Source organism: Acinetobacter seohaensis (assembly GCF_056431365.1).
The window spans coordinates 60,564-79,182 of record NZ_JBWKMK010000051.1 but is presented as its reverse complement, the minus strand read 5'-3'; the positions used below and the strand labels follow the sequence as shown (position 1 = coordinate 79,182).

General features: G+C 44.8%; 15 protein-coding genes. 13 read left to right on the top strand and 2 right to left on the bottom strand.

The features are described 5' to 3' along the window. Window positions 1–113: 113 nt before the first annotated feature. The 13 genes from ubiE (at window position 114) to AC07E5_RS09280 (ending at window position 15,366) form a co-directional block, all read left to right on the top strand. The gene (gene ubiE / locus AC07E5_RS09340) at window positions 114–1,058 is read left to right on the top strand and encodes a bifunctional demethylmenaquinone methyltransferase/2-methoxy-6-polyprenyl-1,4-benzoquinol methylase UbiE (protein ID WP_004975907.1); all 945 of its coding nucleotides are present in this window, start codon (window positions 114–116) and stop codon (window positions 1,056–1,058) included. An 11-nt stretch (window positions 1,059–1,069) separates the two neighbouring features. Beyond that, on the top strand, window positions 1,070–1,783 hold the full coding sequence (locus AC07E5_RS09335) for a ubiquinone biosynthesis accessory factor UbiJ (protein ID WP_286417193.1): 714 nt from the start codon (window positions 1,070–1,072) through the stop codon (window positions 1,781–1,783). A 13-nt stretch (window positions 1,784–1,796) separates the two neighbouring features. Continuing rightward, window positions 1,797–3,416: an ABC1 kinase family protein gene (locus tag AC07E5_RS09330; protein WP_096901336.1), complete on the top strand. Its 1,620-nt coding sequence runs from the start codon at window positions 1,797–1,799 to the stop codon at window positions 3,414–3,416. A gap of 207 nt (window positions 3,417–3,623) precedes the next feature. Beyond that, window positions 3,624–4,703, top strand: a complete 1,080-nt coding sequence (locus AC07E5_RS09325) for a patatin-like phospholipase domain-containing protein (protein WP_004975897.1) — start codon at window positions 3,624–3,626, stop codon at window positions 4,701–4,703. 126 nt (window positions 4,704–4,829) lie between these two features. Then, complete coding sequence (gene hisIE, locus AC07E5_RS09320; RefSeq protein ID WP_004975893.1) at window positions 4,830–5,612, top strand: bifunctional phosphoribosyl-AMP cyclohydrolase/phosphoribosyl-ATP diphosphatase HisIE; 783 nt, start codon at window positions 4,830–4,832, stop codon at window positions 5,610–5,612. Between the two features lie 22 nt (window positions 5,613–5,634). Beyond that, a complete protein-coding gene (locus tag AC07E5_RS09315; RefSeq protein WP_498625300.1) occupies window positions 5,635–7,137 on the top strand; it encodes a UvrD-helicase domain-containing protein in 1,503 nt (500 codons plus the stop codon). Window positions 7,138–7,153: 16 nt separating this feature from the next. Then, window positions 7,154–8,527, top strand: a complete 1,374-nt coding sequence (locus tag AC07E5_RS09310; RefSeq protein WP_180169855.1) for an AAA family ATPase — start codon at window positions 7,154–7,156, stop codon at window positions 8,525–8,527. 605 nt (window positions 8,528–9,132) lie between these two features. Next, window positions 9,133–11,970 (top strand): monovalent cation/H+ antiporter subunit A, encoded by a 2,838-nt coding sequence (locus AC07E5_RS09305; protein ID WP_104852961.1) that lies wholly within the window; start codon window positions 9,133–9,135, stop codon window positions 11,968–11,970. A gap of 4 nt (window positions 11,971–11,974) precedes the next feature. Next, window positions 11,975–12,340, top strand: coding sequence for a Na+/H+ antiporter subunit C (locus AC07E5_RS09300; RefSeq protein ID WP_004975886.1), 366 nt, complete (start codon window positions 11,975–11,977; stop codon window positions 12,338–12,340). Beyond that, window positions 12,340–14,148 carry a monovalent cation/H+ antiporter subunit D gene (locus AC07E5_RS09295; protein ID WP_498625298.1) on the top strand — a complete coding sequence of 603 codons (1,809 nt, stop codon included), beginning with the start codon at window positions 12,340–12,342 and terminating at the stop codon, window positions 14,146–14,148. Before AC07E5_RS09300 ends, AC07E5_RS09295 begins: the two co-directional genes overlap by 1 nt. 2 nt (window positions 14,149–14,150) lie before the next feature. Next, window positions 14,151–14,684: a Na+/H+ antiporter subunit E gene (locus tag AC07E5_RS09290; RefSeq protein ID WP_225531135.1), complete on the top strand. Its 534-nt coding sequence runs from the start codon at window positions 14,151–14,153 to the stop codon at window positions 14,682–14,684. Then, window positions 14,681–14,956, top strand: a complete 276-nt coding sequence (locus tag AC07E5_RS09285; protein WP_004975880.1) for a monovalent cation/H+ antiporter subunit F — start codon at window positions 14,681–14,683, stop codon at window positions 14,954–14,956. The genes AC07E5_RS09290 and AC07E5_RS09285 overlap by 4 nt, the downstream gene beginning before the upstream one ends. Window positions 14,957–14,967: 11 nt before the next feature. After that, on the top strand, window positions 14,968–15,366 hold the full coding sequence (locus AC07E5_RS09280) for a Na+/H+ antiporter subunit G (RefSeq protein ID WP_004975877.1): 399 nt from the start codon (window positions 14,968–14,970) through the stop codon (window positions 15,364–15,366). A 122-nt stretch (window positions 15,367–15,488) separates the two neighbouring features. On the opposite strand, the gene AC07E5_RS09275 is transcribed toward AC07E5_RS09280, so the two are convergent. Both AC07E5_RS09275 and infB read right to left on the bottom strand, forming a co-directional pair. After that, window positions 15,489–15,893 carry a ribosome-binding factor A gene (locus AC07E5_RS09275; RefSeq protein ID WP_004975876.1) on the bottom strand — a complete coding sequence of 135 codons (405 nt, stop codon included), beginning with the start codon at window positions 15,891–15,893 and terminating at the stop codon, window positions 15,489–15,491. Next, window positions 15,893–18,619 carry a translation initiation factor IF-2 gene (infB, locus tag AC07E5_RS09270; RefSeq protein WP_180060887.1) on the bottom strand — a complete coding sequence of 909 codons (2,727 nt, stop codon included), beginning with the start codon at window positions 18,617–18,619 and terminating at the stop codon, window positions 15,893–15,895. The genes AC07E5_RS09275 and infB overlap by 1 nt, the downstream gene beginning before the upstream one ends.

Here is an 18,619-nt window from a genome sequence, read left to right as displayed (position 1 = left end):
TTTTCTGTATATTATTCATAACAATTGCATGATGATTACTGTACAAGTGCTTAGAATCTGTCATCATGCATACACTGCAGCCTTAAGCCTTTTTATCCTGAGGAGTGACTCCAATGTCGAATGAAAATCAAACGCCTACCGCTACTCCCGAGTCGGCACAACCAACAGACAAAGTGAGTCCATTCTTAACCGAACCTCTACCGCAAGGCGCTCCACAAGGTCAGCAACAATCTTTAGAACAAAAATTAACGGATACACCTGTTACGGGTTCAGTGCCAAAATATAATTTGCCGCGCGGTGCCAACACAGGCAATGTCGGTGCAACCACACACTTCGGCTACCAAACCGTCAGCAGTGAAGATAAAGCCCAGAAAGTCGCAGAAGTCTTCCACTCGGTTGCAAGCAAATACGACATTATGAACGACTTAATGTCATTTGGTATTCACCGCTTATGGAAACGCTTTGCGATTAATATGTCAGGTGTACGTCGTGGTCAGCGCGTACTGGACATTGCAGGCGGTACGGGTGACTTAGCCAAAGTCTTTAGCCGTGAAGTTGGCCCTACAGGTCATGTGGTACTGTCAGATATTAACGAATCTATGCTGAATGTTGGCCGTGACCGTCTAATTGATGCAGGCTGTACCAATGTCGATTTCGTGTTGGCGAATGCCGAAACTTTAGAACCATTTGAAGACAACAGCTTTGACTTACTGACTATTTCATTTGGTTTACGTAACGTGACCGATAAAGATGCAGCTTTGGCAGCGATGTACCGCGTACTCAAGCCGGGTGGTCGTTTATTGATTTTAGAATTTTCAAAACCAGTATTTGAACCGTTCTCAAAACTCTACGATTTATATTCATTCACAGCATTGCCATTGATGGGTAAAATTGTCGCAAACGACTCAGAAAGCTACAAATACTTGGCTGAGTCTATTCGTATGCACCCAGATCAACGCACTTTAAAAGGCATGATGGAACAGGCAGGCTTCCAAAACTGTGATTACCACAACCTGACTGGTGGTATTGTTGCCGTTCACCGTGGTTTTAAACTCTAAGGCGTACCGCAATGTGGTCAATTCTCGCCCTTGGTGCAGTTGAGAAACTGATTCATCATGTTATTGATTTGGATGCGATTACTCGCATCCAGCTCAACCAACTACACGGCAAAATGTTGCGTGTGGTGCTCGATTCGCCACAGCTTTCTGTAGATGTCTTTTTTGATGACAACAAAGTTCGTTTAGAACCTACTGCAACAGGTCACAGCGAGCAGCCTTCTATTTTTGAGCATGAGAAGCGCTCTAGCTTCGCAAGGTTTGATCAAGCGCAAAATATCAGCCCCGCAACGGCCACTTTGCATGTTAAAAATGTGGTGCAATTGCTTAAACTGTTGCTATCCGATGAAGTGGGCAATATTCCCCTACAAGGTGACTATCATCTTTTACAAGATATTCAGCGCATTATGCAGCAGGCTGAACTAGACTTGGCCGCACATTTAAGCCCTTGGATTGGTCCTGCTTTGGCTCATGAAGTTGGCAAAATTCAGCTTGCACCCAAGCATTTAAAACGCAGTCTACACAGCCATTTGTTCTTTGCTGAAGATGCCCTAAAAGAAGACAGTGGTTTATTTGCCCCACGCTGGCAAATGGATGACTTACAACAAGATACGCGCATTTTTCAACAAAATTTAGACCGTGCCGAAGCCAAAATCCAACAGCTACAAACGCAGCTTGATGCACAGCCAGATACCGCTTCTGACACCTTAAACTCCACTCAGCCCTAGGGAATAAGTCTTTATGATTCCGCACGTTTCACGTTTACTCGAACTTTGGCGCATTGCCGCGCACTATAGACTCGACACGTTGTTTCCTGCGGAAGAACTACCAGAAAAGGCACGTCATGCACTCAGTTTTATTCGCATGCACCCTGCGGCTTGGTCAAGTAAAGAGCGTAAAAACCCGCTGAAGCTCAAAGAAGCTTTAGAAGAAATGGGACCACTGGCGATTAAACTTGGGCAATTACTGTCTACACGTCGTGACCTGATTCCGCCTGAAGTTTTACAGCAATTGGTGTTGCTACAAGACCGTGTCAAACCATTCGGTTCTGACGTGGCACAAATGCGAATTCAGCAATCGCTCAAGGCAGACATCAACACCCTGTTTGCCCGTTTTGATGAGCAACCTTTAGCAGCAGCCTCCATTGCGCAAGTCCATACCGCTGCCTTGCATGATGGTCGTGAAGTCGTCGTTAAAGTCACCCGTCCCGATATTCGCCAGCAAATTCTACAAGATTTTGAAATTCTGGAATGGCTCGGTGCAGCACTGGAAAAACGTCTGGAAGCGGCACGCGCTCTACATTTATCTGAAATTATTCAGGACTATCGTCAAATTATTCTCAACGAACTGGATTTGACCTTAGAAGCGGATAACACCCGCCGCATGCGTCACTACTTTACAGGCTCAAGCATGATGTACGTGCCTGAAGTCTATATGGACAGTAAAGATGTGATGGTGGCAGAGCGCATTACAGGTGTGCCAATTTCCGACACGGCAACCTTTGATCGTTTGGGGATGAATCGTGCCGATTTGGCAGAAAAAGGCCTCACGATTTTCTTTACCCAAGTGTTCCGTGACAACTTTTTCCATGCCGATATGCATCCTGGCAACGTCTTTGTGGAAACCATCAATCCGAATAATCCGCGTTTTATTGCGCTAGATTGTGCGATTATGGGCGAGCTGTCCAAGCATGACCAAATGACCGTAGCACGTATGTTGCTGGCGGTGATGAACAGCAACTTTATGCAGCTGATTCAAGTGGTGCACCAAGCAGGTTGGATTCCACCGGGCACAGATCAAGATGCTCTCGCCCGTGAAATGCGCCGTACTGTCGGGCCAATGGTGTCTAAACCGATGCACGAATTGGACTTTGCAGGCATTCTGATTCAGGTCATGGATATTGCACGTCGTTTCCATTTGGAAATTCCACCGCAATTGATGCTACTCCTGAAAACATTGGTGCATGTTGAAGGCTTGGGCACAGACTTATATCCAGAACTGGATATCTGGAAACTGGCAAAACCAATTTTAACGGATTGGATTAAAGCCAATATGAATCCAGTCAAAAATGTCAAAGAAATTGGGCAGCAAATTCCCGACCTGTTACTGGGTGCGCAAGACTTACCAAGTTTAATGATTGACAGTTTAAATGGTTTAAAAAACCAATCGGCTTGGCATTCCAAACAATTGCATGAATTACAAAGCATGCGTCTACAAATGGAACATCAGCAAAAACGCAGCTGGATTTTTGGCAGCATTATGGCCATTTTCCTCTCCATTGCGATTATTGCACCGTGGTATGTCTCTATTGTTTTAATCGCGTTGGCAAGTTTCTTGGCGATTTGGCGTATAGCTAAATAAAGCCACATTGCTTGATAACAAACTGATTAGACGATAAAAAAATTAGAAAGCCTGTTTTAAAGCAGGCTTTTTTATCACGCTGATTTTCTCTAACTCATCCTAAAAACTACCGCATGACTCATCAGTCACCAAGTGATGCCTCTCGCCATTGTTGTAAATATCACCACACCTACAATTAATGCACATTTGTAGCGTTATAGATCAAGCATGACTCAGATTTTGCATAAACGTGCCCCTGCACTCAATATTCGCGCAGGACATCTGGCACGCCAACTGATTGAACAAGAAGGCTTACATGCCCAACACGTCGATATTATTCCAGGTGCAGCAGGCGGCCCCAAAGGTATTGGCATTCAAGGCTTAGACCAAGCTATTTTTGGCGAGTTTTTTGCCCAAGCCCCAAAGCGTCGTACTGTGGTCGGTTCTTCAATTGGCAGTTGGCGCTTTGCCAGTATTTTGGCGTGGGGCGCAAAACAAGGCACTGAACGCCTGTCCGATTTATATACCAACTTGTATTTTCATAAAAAAATGTCGCGCCAAGAAGTCGCTGAGATTTGTCAAAATATGCTGTTTGAACTGATTCAGGGACAGCAACAACAACTGATTCAGCATCCTGACTATCACCTCACGGTCATTTCCGTCAAAGCTCAACATATTTTCCAAAGTGACCAAGCCTTGCCTTTGCTAGCATCTGTGGCTGGAATTATTGGTAGCAATGCCATTGCGCGCAAACATAACCGCTTATTTATGCAACGCGTCATCAGCCAACCTGCGCAAGGTCAGCAGTTTATGGTAGAGGATGATTTTGTCACCCATTACCAAGCCCTGAATGAGCAGAATGTCGCACCGTGGCTGCTCGCCTCAGCGTCTATTCCCGGGGTGATGTCTGCTATTCGTGACATTCCTGATGCGCCCGTGGGCAGTTATCGGGATGGTGGCTTAATTGACTACCATCTAGATTTACCTTACCAAAGTCAGGGCATTGTGCTGTACCCACACTTTACCGACAGCATTACCCCTGGCTGGTTTGATAAAATGTTGAAGCATCGTAAAGCCAATCCTGAAAATCAGGCCCGGACACTCTTGCTATCACCTTCGGCAGAATATTTAAGCAGCTTGCCTTTAGGCCGTTTGCCCGATCGTAAAGACTTCACCTTAAAAGGTTTAGATCAGGCACAGCGCATTCGCTTATGGAAACAATCGGTGGCAGAAAGTCAGCGTTTGGGCGATGAATTTCTGGAAATGGTGGAAAAACAAAACTTCCCTCAATTTATGCAAACGCTTTGACAGTACAAATCTGGCAAGATAATTTAGGTAAATTGTCTTGAATCACGTACACTATAGGGACGATGCAAAATCGTGCGCTCAGAAAATAGCGTCCATACAATTTAAATTAATTTTGGTGAACAACTCATGAATAACTTGCAATGGCTCGATGAAGTAAAATTTAACGAACAAGGATTAGTGCCTGCCATTGCACAGCATCATCAAACAGGACGTGTGTTGATGGTGGCGTGGATGAACCGTGAAGCCTTGGCACTGACTGCCGAAAAAAATCAGGCGGTGTATTTTTCACGTTCACGCAATAAATTGTGGCACAAGGGTGAAGAATCTGGACACTTTCAAACTGTGCACGAGATTCGTCTGGACTGCGATGCCGATGTGATTATCCTGCAAATTGAACAACATGGTGGAATTGCTTGCCACACAGGGCGTGAATCTTGTTTCTATCGCAAACTCACCGCCAATGGTTGGGAAATTGTAGATGCACAGCTGAAAGACCCGAATCAAATTTATGGTGAACAAGCCGCCAATGCTCACACCTTAGCCATGAGCCAATCAAAGGCACAAGCTGAACAGGTTGAAGTTTTGGCTTATTTAGGGCAAATGATGAGCGAGCGCAAAACCGCTAATCCTGACTCATCTTATGTAGCCAAGCTATACCATAAAGGCTTGAATAAAATTTTGGAAAAAGTCGGTGAAGAAACCGTAGAAGCCATTATCGCAGCCAAAGACTTCAACACCGAAGCCAATGCCAACAATAAAAATGACCTAATTTATGAAGTGGCCGATTTATGGTTCCACAGCATTGTCATGTTGGGTTATTTCGATATTGAACCGCAAGTGGTACTGAATGAATTGGCTCGTCGTCAAGGTTTATCAGGCTTGGTTGAAAAAGCCAACCGTAGCCATTAACGCGAAAAGCCAACCCTGATCTGTGTCTGTAATCACCAAGCCTCGCCCGACCTATGAGCAAGCCACTGCTATAGATAATGCACGTCTGGGCAAATCTTTTAAAGTGATTGCCTATGCAGGTACAGGTAAAACCACGACCTTACAAATGATCAGTGATGCCATGCCAGAACGGCGTGGCATGTACTTGGCATTTAACAAAGCCATTGCCGCAGAAGCACAAAGTAAATTTCATCGTCAGGTCGATTGTCGTACATTTCACTCGCTTGCATATCGCAGCGTTCCACGTGGAGTCACCGACAAATTACGCCTACCCCGTTTAAGTCCAAGTTTTATTGCCAAAGAGTATCGTTTAGAACCGATTACCCTTAGACGTATGATGGGCGGACGCTATGAAAAATATGTGTTGATGCCAAGTCGTTTAGCCAGTTTGGTGGCCAATGCTGTGAGTCATTTCTGCTCGACCAGTTCGCAATACCCTGCCCCACGACATTTACAAGCACCCAGTTGGTTGCATCCAGAAGACATCGACACCTTACAAAAGCATCTTTATCCTGCGGTAGAACGACGCTGGTTGGAGTCAATTGACCCGAATCATCAGGCTGGCATTGGACACGATATTTATCTGAAACTTTGGGCTTTGTCCGAACCCAACATTCCTGCCGATTATGTGCTGTTTGACGAAGCTCAAGATGCCGACCCGCTCATGTTGGGCATTTTACTCAAGCAACGTAATACTCAAGTGATTTATGTGGGCGATGCGCATCAGCAAATCTATGCTTGGCGTGGTGCAATCAATGCCATGCAGCAATTACCTTTGCCTGAATCACGGCTGACCACATCATTCCGTTTTGGTGAAGAAATTGCCCTGACCGCCAATGCCATTTTAGGTGGGCTGAATGAAACCGTGCCACTCTTGGGCAATCCAGAATTACATTCCAAAGTGGTCAACAAACCGCATACCAAAATGCGCGATGCGATTTTATGCCGTACCAACGCCCGTGCCATGGAACTGCTACTGGCAGGTTTGGTACATGGCGACAAAGTCAGTCTGCAAGCCGACCATGTGCGCTTAAACCGTTTTGTCGATGCTGCCGCGATGCTCAAACAAGGCAAACGTGTGACCGATGTTCCTGAACTGGCATGGTTTAACTCTTGGCATGATGTGCACGAATACTGTGAAACCAACGATGGCAGTGACATTAAGCCTTTGGTCAAACTGGTGGATGATCACGGCACTGATCCACTCAAACGGGCGTTGGCAAAAATCACCCCAATTGACCAAGCCGACTATATTATTTCGACAGCGCATAAAGCCAAAGGTTTAGAATGGAATCGGGTACATATTGAAGACGACTACCAATTTAAACTGAACGACAAAGAACATAAAATTAGCGATGAAGAATTAAGATTGCTGTACGTGGCATGCACACGTGCTAAAGTCAGTTTAAATATTCATCATATTTACGATTTGGTACAACAACTGAAAATAAAAATGCCGACATCGTTACGCAAAGCGGTGGGGTAATTGCAGCAGGTGCGCTATGAAAATTACATCGGTTCATTTCAGACACATCACCCATTTTGCAGACCTAAAACTCGAACTCAATTATCACGACCTGCCCATTACGCTTATTTTGGCAGACCAAAGCGCGGGTAAAACCTCGCTGTTACGATTTAGTTATCAAGCACTGACTTGGTTTGCCGCTCGCTATAAAGACTTACGCACTGCGGGTTTGGTCATGCAAGATCAAGATATTTTATTCAATCGCTTGCAAGCTAAAATTGATGTTTGTGTGGAAATTCCGGCAGACATAGGCAGTTTGGCAGAATCAAGCAACACGCAAATTGAAAGCACCCAACATTGTGACTGGCAATTATATAAAACCCTGAATAGTAGCGGCGTAGGAGTAAGCAAAGCAGAAACCGCCAAGCTTGAAAAAATGGTGCAGCTCTATCAACACGCCATTAAACATGACCCGATGCAAGGTCTACCGCTGATTGCCTACTACCCTGCAGAACGCTTCGTGAATGAAGTTAATTTACTCAATAAAAATAATCCGCTGATTTTACAACCTGGACATGCCTACGAAATTGCTGCGATTCCATTCACGACATTTACTCGTTTTTTTGAATGGTTGCGGGAAATTTCCGATATTGAAAATGCCCAAAGTGCGCAGCTTTTACACAAGCTATATCAGCAACAACAAAGCGAACTCGCACAAACCCTGAATCAGTCCTTATTGCATGCCTATACCCAAATGCATGCACCGAGTTTACAAGCACTGAAAGATGCCTTACAAATCGTGCTGCCTGAAATTGAAGACCTATATCTACAACATCTGCCTAAATTACAACTCATGGTGCGCTGTCAGGGCAAAGATATGCTGTATCAGCAATTGTCGAACAGTCAGCGCAACTGGATTGCTCTGGTAGGCGATATTGTACGTCGCCTCTGTTTGCTAAACCCAAACAGTTTGTATCCGTGTCGCGAGGGAGATGGTATTTTGTTGATTGACCAGATTGATCATCAGCTCGATCAACAACAGGCCGCACAAATACTGACCCGTTTACATCAAGCTTTTCCGCGCTTACAAATTATTGCCACAGGCAACCGCAGCGAACTTTTGGAACAAGCGGAACGCTTTCAATGTTTAAAACTGGAACATCAACAGCTGCATCCCATCGCATGGCAAAGTTTACAACCGCAGTTTGCAGAAATTTATGCTGATGTGCTAGAAACCACTCACACGACAGAAGACGTCAGCCTACAAGAACAAAACCCAACACAATTAGGCACGGCTGAAATTTTGCAGCAGATTCAAAACCATTTAACTGCCGAACAAAAACAGGAATTGCTGCAACGCTTACAGCAATTGGATAGTGAGCCAACACCTGATCAATTGCCTGAATCTTAATTGCCGAAGTCTTTCAAGGCATACTTGGGCAAAAAGCAAGGAAATACTTTATCCCGCATATAACAGACGGTATATAATGACTTTGCTGTATGCAAAAAAAATTGATGTTGTTTTATTCATGTAATAAAATCAGATTAATTTTGAACTTTTATAGTAAAATCCGATTTTGCTGTAGTTTTTAAAGTTGCGCAATACAACTTTTTATACCTTGAATAGTGTCTATTGACCTTTCAAACACGGTGAATGCTGTAAAAATGCAGCAGATGCAGATCAACTTCATCCATAGTTCAACTAGGTTGTAGATTGACGCATCTAAATATTTTTAACACAGCTTTAACCAAACCAAGCACAACCTTATTCGCTGCATCGTCAGCGAAAGATCAGCATATTTTTTGCTGCTTGAGCCGCCTAGCCATGTAAAATTATTTTTGCATGATCTTGTTTTGAGTTTAAGTTGCGACAATACGCTCATCAAAACAATAGACTACGTGTTTACTGACACGACTGATTGGCTTTCAAGATTGAATCTTTTGGATGGTGTGTTGCTGTCCTGTAATCCTTGGAAGATAAGATTCATCCTTTAGGTTTTCAACCTATTCACGACAATGGATATGAGTGTGCTACCGATTATTATATTGTTACCGTTAGTACTGGGCACAACCCTTGTCTCGTGGCTGAAACAATTTTCACGCGGGGTAACGGCTTTAGGGGCGATTGGCGTCAGTCTGAGCAGTCTTATTCTGCTCCTGACTCAAGCAAAAGCAGTCTTTAATGGCGAAACGATCATTCAAACATGGTCTTGGCTGCCACAGTTGGGGATTGATTTAAGCTTTCGTCTAGATGCGCTTGGTTTATTATTCTCCTTGCTGATCACGGGGATCGGCACACTCATTTTTATTTATGCCTATTATTATTTAAGTCCACAAAACTCGCTCAGTAAACTCTATGTTCTCCTCATGCTGTTTATGGCTGCCATGTTGGGAATTTCGCTCTCCAATAACCTGATTTTGTTGCTGACTTTTTGGGAACTGACCAGTATTTCCTCTTTCTTATTGGTGGGTTATTGGAGCAATTACGAGGCAGCACAACGCGGCTCACGTATGGCACTGACCATTACAGGCATGGGCGGACTCGCCATGCTCGGTGGTTTTGTGTTATTGGCGCAAATCACAGGCACCTATCAAATTGACCAAATCTTAATGATGACTGAACAAATTCAAAGTCATCATTTATTTGTACCAACTTTATTGCTGATTTTATTGGGTGCATTTACCAAAAGTGCGCAATTTCCGTTTCACTTCTGGCTACCCAATGCCATGGCTGCACCCACGCCTGTTTCTGCCTATCTACATTCGGCAACGATGGTCAAAGCAGGGATTTTCTTGCTGGCGCGCTTATTGCCAATTTTTGCAGGCGCAGCGTTATATCACAACCTAGTCACCTTTATTGGTCTATTTACCCTGTGTATGGCAGCATTCTTTGCCATTTTCAAAGAAGATTTAAAAGGCTTATTGGCGTATTCCACCATCAGTCATTTAGGTCTGATCATGTGCTTACTCGGCATTGGTTCACCGTTAGCAGTAGCTGCTGCAATTTTCCACATCATCAACCACGCCACCTTTAAAGCGGCCCTGTTTATGATTGCAGGAATTATCGACCACGAATCAGGCACACGTGATTTACGTAAACTTAGTGGCTTATGGCAACTATTACCCTTTACCGCCACCCTCACTATGATTACCGCGGCCTCTATGGCTGGCGTACCGTTGACCAACGGCTTTTTGTCCAAAGAAATGTTCTTCACTGAACTGGTAGCAAACTTATCTGGCCCTGTACTGTTGGTTTCTGCAATTGTTGCGACACTGGCGGGTATTTTTGCAGTGGCCTATTCAATACGTTTGGTACACGGCGTTTTCTTTGATGGTCCAATTGGTAAAGATGTCCCAAACAAAGAAGCTCACGAACCTCCGTTTGGCATGCGTGCACCCGCAACTTTATTGGCTGTTTTATGTATTTTAGTCGGCTTGATGCCTGCCTTATTGGTCGAGCATATTGTCAATAGCACGACTCGTGCCAGTACCCAACTGTCGCAGTTTGAAGGCACACATCTGGCAATTTGGCATGGCTTTAATCTTCCCCTGCTGATGAGTGTTATTGCACTGCTTGGCGGGATCATTTTCTATTTCTCGCTCGCCAAAGGTGGAAAAATCCGTGAAATTGACCTCGACCCACATTTAGGTCAATTCCAAGGCAAACTGCTGTTTGAATTATTCTTAAAACATTTGCTACAAGTTTCACGCAAAATCAAACGTAAAACCGAAAATGGTTCACTGCAAAGCTATTTGGTGTGGATCATTGCTTTTACGGTATTCATGGTCGCGCTACCATTATTCAATCAGGGATTAACAACTGGCACACGTGAACTCACACATGCGCCTATGATTGCCATTGTTTTATGGTTATTGCTGTTCTCTGCCTGCTGGATGATGCTGTGGTTCCACCATGAGCGCATCAAAGCTGTCTTAATCAGCGGTGCAGTTGGCTTGGTCGTCACCATGATGTTTGTCGGACTGTCTGCTCCCGACTTGGCACAAACTCAAATCACGGTTGATGTCGTCACCACTGTTTTATTGCTGATGAGTCTATCGCTGCTCCCACAATTGACCCCGTATGAATCTAGCCGTTCACGTCGTTGGCGAGATGCCTTCATTGCGATTGGTGGCGGCATTGGTATCGGCTGGATTGCGTGGCTGGTTATGACTCGCAACCACAATTCAATTTCATGGTTCTTTAATCAGCAATCCATTCCACTCGGTGGCGGAACCAACGTGGTCAACGTCATTTTGGTGGACTTCCGTGGTTTCGATACCTTTGGCGAAATTACCGTCTTGGGCATTGCCGCGATTGGTACGCTGTGTTTAATGGATGGTATGCGTGCTCACGGCACCATCATGACGCAGGGTTTAACTTATCGTTTTAATCCTTCACCGTTGATGTTACGTATTACCGCCTCATGGATTTTACCTATCGCCCTTGTGGTCAGTCTGTATATTTTCTTGCGCGGTCATAACTTACCAGGTGGTGGCTTTATTGCAGGCTTAATTACCGCAATGGCGCTGATTATCCAATACATTGCGCTTGGTCAAGACCAGACCGAACAAATGCTCAAAGCCAAATCTGGACGTTTATACGAAATTTGGATTGGTGTGGGTTTAAGTATTGCAGGTCTGACAGGACTTGCCGCATGGTTCTGGGGACGTCCATTCCTCACCAGTGCACATATTTATGTCAATCCTCCGATTATTGGTGAAATGCACCTCGCTTCGGCTGCCTTATTTGATGTAGGCGTGTATGTCACAGTGGTTGGCGCAGTAATGTTGATGATTTCTGTCTTGGGCGACTCACGTCACTCAGGCATGTCTGGCCCACTTCCAAAGGAGTAATGCAATGATTAGTATTGAGTTTTTAATTGCGTCTGCCATTGGAATGTTAGTCGCGACAGGGATTTATTTAATTTTACGTGCCCGTACCTTTCCTGTGGTTTTAGGTTTGGCGATGATTGGTTATGCCGTCAATATTTTCTTATTCAGCATGGGGCGTATTCAGCTCAATGCACCTGCAATTTTGACTGAAGCTTCAAAAGTCACCGACCCATTACCACAAGCCTTGGTATTAACCGCAATTGTGATTGGTTTTGCCACCACCGCATTTATTGTGCAATTGGCGCTGCGTAGCCGTTATGAAACAGGGACAGACCACGTCGATGCCAAAGAAGAACATCCACTGCTTGACCCACGTGAGGATGAGCCATAATGACTGATTTCCTCCAATTTTGGCTACAGCATTCACCTATTTTTAGCATCCTGATTCCAACCTTTACCGCATTTATTTTAGTGCTATTAGGCAATCCGGGCTTTGGTTCACTCTCACATGACTGGCGTCAGCCATGGCGTCGTGGCATTAGCTATCTTTCTGCCACACTCGGTTTAGTCACTGCAATTAGCTATTTAATTCAAGTCAGCAGTGGGCAAATTATTATTTATAATTTGAGCGAATGGGCCGCCCCGTTTGGCATTATTTTAGTGCTAGATCAACTGTCTGCCCTCATGTTGGTACTGACTTATTCACTTGCCTTGCCATTACTGTGGTTTTCCAGCAAAAAATGGGATGAACGTGGTCGCTATTTTCATACCATGGTGCATTTCCTACTCATGGGACTTTGCGGTGCATTCCTCACAGGCGACTTATTTAACCTGTTCGTATTTTTTGAAATCTTGTTGCTCGCCTCGTATGTGTTGTTATTGCACGGTCAAGGCAAAGCACGTTTTCAACTCGGGATTCATTACGTCACCATCAACCTGTTGGCCTCTGCCCTGTTCCTAATTGGTTTGGGGATGATTTACGGCAGTGTCGGCAGTTTAAACATGACCGATGTGGCACGTCTTATTCCGCTACTCGATGCTGATGCACATAAAATTGCGGTGGCAGGTGGCTTACTGCTATTTGTGGTATTTGGTATTAAAGCCGCTATGCTTCCTGTCGGTTTCTGGCTTCCTAAAACCTATGCCGTGGCGACACCCCCTGTGGCAGCCTTATTCACCATCATGACCAAAGTGGGTGTGTATGCCATTTTGCGGGTCAATGGAACCGTATTTGATGATGCACTGAGCCATAAAATCCTACAAGACTGGTTGCTGCCGATTGGTCTAATTACCTCACTGTATGGGGTCATTGGCGCAATTGGTGCAGAGCGCTTACGTCGTTTTGTCGGTTTTATGATGCTGTCTTCGATTGGTACGATCCTGATCGCCATTTCGATGCTGAACACACAGGCATGGTCAGCCGCACTGTATTACTTAGTACACAGCACCTTAATTGCAGCGGCTTTCTATTTGCTGTGTGGCTGGATTACCTCACAACGTGGCGCATTTAAAGATCACTTCAATATTGCCCCGCAAATGAAGCAACACAAAGTACTGGCAATCACATACTTCATGATTGCCTTAATGATGGCAGGTTTGCCACCGTTTAGTGGCTTTTTGGGCAAGGTCTTTATTTTGCAAGCCACCGCCAATATGGCACATCAAGGCTGGATTATTGGCATTATTCTCTTGGTCAGCTTGCTGAGTATTATTGCATTCACCCGTGTCGGCTTTATTTTATTTTGGCGCGCGACCAAACCTGAAGATGATGCGCAAACTGAATCCTATTATGAATATCAGGCACTACCTGCGATTGCACCGCCCCGTAATGACCGTGTCATTTATTTTCTCCTAACGGGTTTAGTGCTGTACGTGGTATTTGCCAATCCAATTCAACAATATATGCTGAAGACTGCACAGCAGATTCAACATAATGCGGCCTATGAAGCACTGATTCTGAAAAAAGACCGTGCTGCAAATGTGATTAGCGTACAACCTTATGATCCATTGTACTTACCTGAAACCAAGTACGGTGGCGAAGCAATTGACACCAATGCACATTTAATTCCCTATGTGATTGATCCAAACACCTTGGAAGGCGAGCATATTTCTGACTATAAACAACGTCAGATTCAACAGCAAAATCGTGAGGAAGCACAGCAACCTAGCGATACTCAACTCAAACCTGCGGAGCCCTAAACATGCAAAAAACGAGACCAAAAACTTCGTTTTGGGATAACCTGCTGCCACACCCGTTTGTATCTGTATTGGTGGCACTGAGTTGGCTGATGTTGGCGCATAGTGTTTCTGCAGGGAATCTGTTGATGGCACTGGTCTTGGCGTTCTTGATTCCTAAATTGATCCAGCCCTTTATTGCGCGTACACCAGACATCAACTGGACTGCAGCCATTCGCTTATTCTTTGTGGTGGTCTGGGACATTATGATTTGTAATATTCGTGTCGCAAAACTGGTGCTTGGCCCAACAGACCGTATGCAGCCAAAATGGTTCCGTGTCCCTCTCGAAACACAACACGAACAGGTCAACAGTATTTTGGCGATGATCATTACCACCACACCGGGCACGGTTACGGCAGGTATTGACCAAGACCGCGGCGATATTTTGGTACATGCCTTAAACACTGCAGATGAAAGTGTAGATATTCAAGACATCAAAAATCGTTATGAAAAACCGCTGATTGAAATTTTTGGTGCACAGTCAGGAGAAAAGCAATGATGATTCTGCCTTATGCACTTGGAATCTGCATGGTTGCGATTACGCTGTCCATGTTTATGTGCCTATATCGCCTGATTATTGGCCCTTCAATTGTAGACCGCCTGTTGGCTTTGGATACCTTGTTTTTAAATGCAACCTGCTTGGTAGTGGTTCTGGGTATCTATTGGACCAGTACCTCATTATTTGAAGGTGCGTTATTGGTGGCGATGCTAGGCTTTGTGTCTACTGCAGCACTGGCGCGTTACTTCACCAGTGGTCATGTGATTGATTAAGGAGAATGAACATGCAATTACTCATGGAAATTTTAGTGTCATTCTTTTTAATTATTGGCGCATTTTTCATGTTGGTGGGCGGCATTGGCATGGTTCGCCTACCCGACTTATTTATGCGACTACATGCCCCTACAAAATCCAGTACTTTAGGACTGGGAAGTTTCTTAATTGCAGCCATTATTTATGCGGCATTTGAAGGACGATTTGGCTTTGCCGAAGTCTTAATCACCCTATTTGCATTTATTACCGCACCTGTTTCTGCCAATTTAATGGCACAGGCAGCACTACATTTACGTTTACGCTCGATGAGTGGCAATGTGCCTGAAACCTTAGATCGTCCATTACCGTGGCAACGCCAACGTCGTAATTTACGTCGTTATGAAAAAAAGTCTCATGATGATTTGGTCTAGAATATTAGCCAGGCATTAAAGAAAAGCATCGTATCGGATATAACCTTGCTTACATTGCAAAAGCTCAAACATGATAGACAAAAAAATGCCACCCGAAGGTGGCATTTTATATCATCACTGATTTATTCTTCATCTTGCTTAGGTGCTGCAGGAGGTAAATCTTTTACCGCTTCTGCAATCAAACCAAACATATAGTTACCATAGGCATTGGTTTTATCGTAGTGAAAACGCAAACGCGGGGTAATACGTGTCTTAATACGACGGCTTAACTCATGGCGCAAGAAGCCTGATGCTTTATTCAACACATCCAAGGTTTCTTTATTTGCCGTTTCGCTTTGCTCATCGCCTAATTCACGTCCCATGACGGTCACGTACACTTCCGCATATCCTAAGTCTGGGCTCACCTTCACTGCAGAGATGGTCACAAGACCACCTAAGCGTGGATCTTTCAGCTCTTGGCGAATCAGTTCTGACAGCTCACGCTGTACTGTATCCGCCATACGCTTCAGACGTTGACTACCCGCCATTAAAGACTCCGTTTAATCAATTGAACATCGTACACTTCAATCTTATCAAGTGGTTTGATGTCTTTATAGCCTTTTACTGCAAGACCACATTCCATACCTGCGCGAACTTCTTCCACCACGTCTTTATAACGACGAAGTGACTCAAGCTCACCTTGGAATACCACCACATCATCACGTAATACGCGAATTGGTTTGTTACGGTGAAGTACGCCTTCAAGTACCATACAACCTGCAGCTGCACCGAACTTACTTGAGTGGAACACTTCACGCACTTCTGCAACACCCAAAATAGTTTCACGGTGTTCAGGTGCAAGCTTACCGCTCATCGCATCTTTCACATCATCAATTAATTGATAGATGATGCTGTAGTAACGAATGTCAATACCATCGGCATCGGCTTTTTGACGCGCAGTATTGTCAGCACGTACGTTAAAGCCCAGTAATACAGCTTCTGAAGATTCTGCAAGCGTAACGTCAGACTCAGTGATCGCACCTACGCCTGAACCAATCACACGTACACGTACTTCATCGGTAGACAACTCGCCCAATGCAACAATCAAGGCTTCCAAAGTACCTCGTACATCGGTCTTCAATACCACATTGACAAATGGAACGTCTTTTTTGCCCATTGATGCCATGATGTTTTCAAGACGCATTGCGCTTTGACGCTCAAGACGTTTTTGACGCTCACGATCCATACGCGCATCGGCAACTTCACGTGCTTTCTTCTCGTCATTTACAACAAGAACTTCGTCACCTGCCATTGGCGCTTCAGGTAAACCTAAAATTTCAACTGGAATTGAAGGACCTGCAGATTTAATACGCTTACCGTTTTCATCAGTCATGGCACGTACGCGACCATAAGATGAACCTGCAAGTACCAAGTCACCTACATTCAAAGTACCGTTTTGTACCAGAATTGACGTCACTGCACCGCGACCTTTATCTACACGCGCTTCAATCACCACACCTTGCGCTGCACCTTCTTCAGATGCTTTCAATTCCATCATTTCTGCTTGAATTGAAATTAAGTCAAGAAGTTCATCAATACCTTGACCTGAATGCGCCGAAACCATTGCAACAGGTACGTCACCGCCCCATTGTTCAGGTACGATTTCTTTGGTGGTCAATTCATTCAATACGCGGTCTGGATCAGCCGATTCTTTGTCCATTTTGTTAATGGCAACAATAATTGGCGTACCCGCTGCACGCGCATGGTCAATGGCTTCTGCAGTTTGTGGCATCACACCATCATCTGCCGCAACGACCAATACCACGATATCTGTCGCTTTCGCACCACGTGAACGCATTGCAGTAAACGCTGCGTGTCCCGGTGTATCTAAGAAGGTGATAATGCCTTTATCGGTTTGTACGTGGTATGCACCAATGTGCTGGGTAATACCACCCGCTTCGCCTGCAGCCACTTTGGCACGACGAATACGGTCAAGTAATGATGTCTTACCATGGTCAACGTGACCCATGATGGTCACCACTGGTGGACGTGTCGTTTGAACACCACGTGCCTCTTCAGCAGCTTCAAGTAAGTTATCTTCAGCTTGCGTATCAGATACTAGAACTGGGTTGTGGCCCATTTCCTCAACTACAAGTGCTGCAACTTCTTGCTCAATCGCTTGGTTTTGCGTAACTAACTCACCCATTTTCATGAGTGATTTAATAACTTCGCGTACTTTAACTGCCATTTTTGCAGCCAAGTCCGCAACCACAATCGTTGCACCAATTTCAACATCATAAACTTGTTTTTTAACTGGTTTTTCAAAGCCGTGCTTGTTGGCTTGGCTCGTTTTCAAACCGCGTTTATGTGGGTTTTGGCTGAAAGATTGCTCTTCCTGACCGCGACGACCACCTTTTTTCGGTGAACGTGTATTGGTGGTACTGGTACCACGCTTGATTTCGCGGTCTTCTTTGGCAAATGAATCTTCATAAGCCTGACCCACAAGACCAGCCGCCAATGGAGAATCATCTACCACGCGAATAGTAGCTGTTGCATCTTCATTTGAGTATTTAGATGCCATCTGACGCATTTGCTCAAGCGTACGTTGCTGCGCTTCTTCAGCCGCTTTACGACGTGCTGCTTCTTCAGTCGCTTTCAACTGAGCTGCTTGCGCTTCACGTGCTTTCTTTTGCTCAGGCGTTTCAGTGACCTTCACTGCTTGCTTCACAATTGGCTTGTTGGTTGACTTACGTTTCACCACAACCGCAGCTTTCGCAACTTCTTGCTTGGCTGTTTCTTGCTTCGCTGCTGCACGCATTGCATCTAAAGCTTGTTTCGCTTTTGCAGCACCTGCTTGAGGCGCGTCTGCTTTCGCTTTGCTCTTTTCTGCCACGTCACGTGCTTGCTGTTCTGCTTGCGCTTTTTCAGCTGCTTCCGCCTGTGCTTTTGCCAGTGCTTCCGCTTTAATCTGTTCAGGATCAGGCTTTACAAATGTATGCTTCTTACGAACTTCTACATTAATCGTTTTCGCTTTGCCCGAAGTACTTGCCACTTTAGCGGTACTGGTGGTTTTACGTTTCAACGTGATTTGTCCTGCATTACCCTCTTGACCGTGAACCTTTTTTAAATGGTTCACTAGGGTACTTTGTTGTTCAGTGGAAATAATATCGTCAGCCTTACGCTGTGGTAAACCTGCGTCACGAACCTGTTCCAGGAGTTTCTCAACTGGACGACCTACACTGAGCGCTAACTCTTTAATCGACTTGTCCGTCAT

Excerpts from the sequence above, each read along its gene's own strand:
- ubiE (WP_004975907.1), top strand. The coding sequence starts at position 114 with ATGTCGAATGAAAATCAAACGCCTACCGCTACTCCCGAGTCGGCACAA.
- AC07E5_RS09335 (WP_286417193.1), top strand. The coding sequence starts at position 1,070 with ATGTGGTCAATTCTCGCCCTTGGTGCAGTTGAGAAACTGATTCATCAT.
- AC07E5_RS09330 (WP_096901336.1), top strand. The coding sequence starts at position 1,797 with ATGATTCCGCACGTTTCACGTTTACTCGAACTTTGGCGCATTGCCGCG.
- AC07E5_RS09325 (WP_004975897.1), top strand. The coding sequence starts at position 3,624 with ATGACTCAGATTTTGCATAAACGTGCCCCTGCACTCAATATTCGCGCA.
- hisIE (WP_004975893.1), top strand. The coding sequence starts at position 4,830 with ATGAATAACTTGCAATGGCTCGATGAAGTAAAATTTAACGAACAAGGA.
- AC07E5_RS09310 (WP_180169855.1), top strand. The coding sequence starts at position 7,154 with ATGAAAATTACATCGGTTCATTTCAGACACATCACCCATTTTGCAGAC.
- AC07E5_RS09305 (WP_104852961.1), top strand. The coding sequence starts at position 9,133 with ATGGATATGAGTGTGCTACCGATTATTATATTGTTACCGTTAGTACTG.
- AC07E5_RS09300 (WP_004975886.1), top strand. The coding sequence starts at position 11,975 with ATGATTAGTATTGAGTTTTTAATTGCGTCTGCCATTGGAATGTTAGTC.
- AC07E5_RS09295 (WP_498625298.1), top strand. The coding sequence starts at position 12,340 with ATGACTGATTTCCTCCAATTTTGGCTACAGCATTCACCTATTTTTAGC.
- AC07E5_RS09290 (WP_225531135.1), top strand. The coding sequence starts at position 14,151 with ATGCAAAAAACGAGACCAAAAACTTCGTTTTGGGATAACCTGCTGCCA.
- AC07E5_RS09285 (WP_004975880.1), top strand. The coding sequence starts at position 14,681 with ATGATGATTCTGCCTTATGCACTTGGAATCTGCATGGTTGCGATTACG.
- AC07E5_RS09280 (WP_004975877.1), top strand. The coding sequence starts at position 14,968 with ATGCAATTACTCATGGAAATTTTAGTGTCATTCTTTTTAATTATTGGC.
- AC07E5_RS09275 (WP_004975876.1), bottom strand. The coding sequence starts at position 15,893 with ATGGCGGGTAGTCAACGTCTGAAGCGTATGGCGGATACAGTACAGCGT.
- infB (WP_180060887.1), bottom strand. The coding sequence starts at position 18,619 with ATGACGGACAAGTCGATTAAAGAGTTAGCGCTCAGTGTAGGTCGTCCA.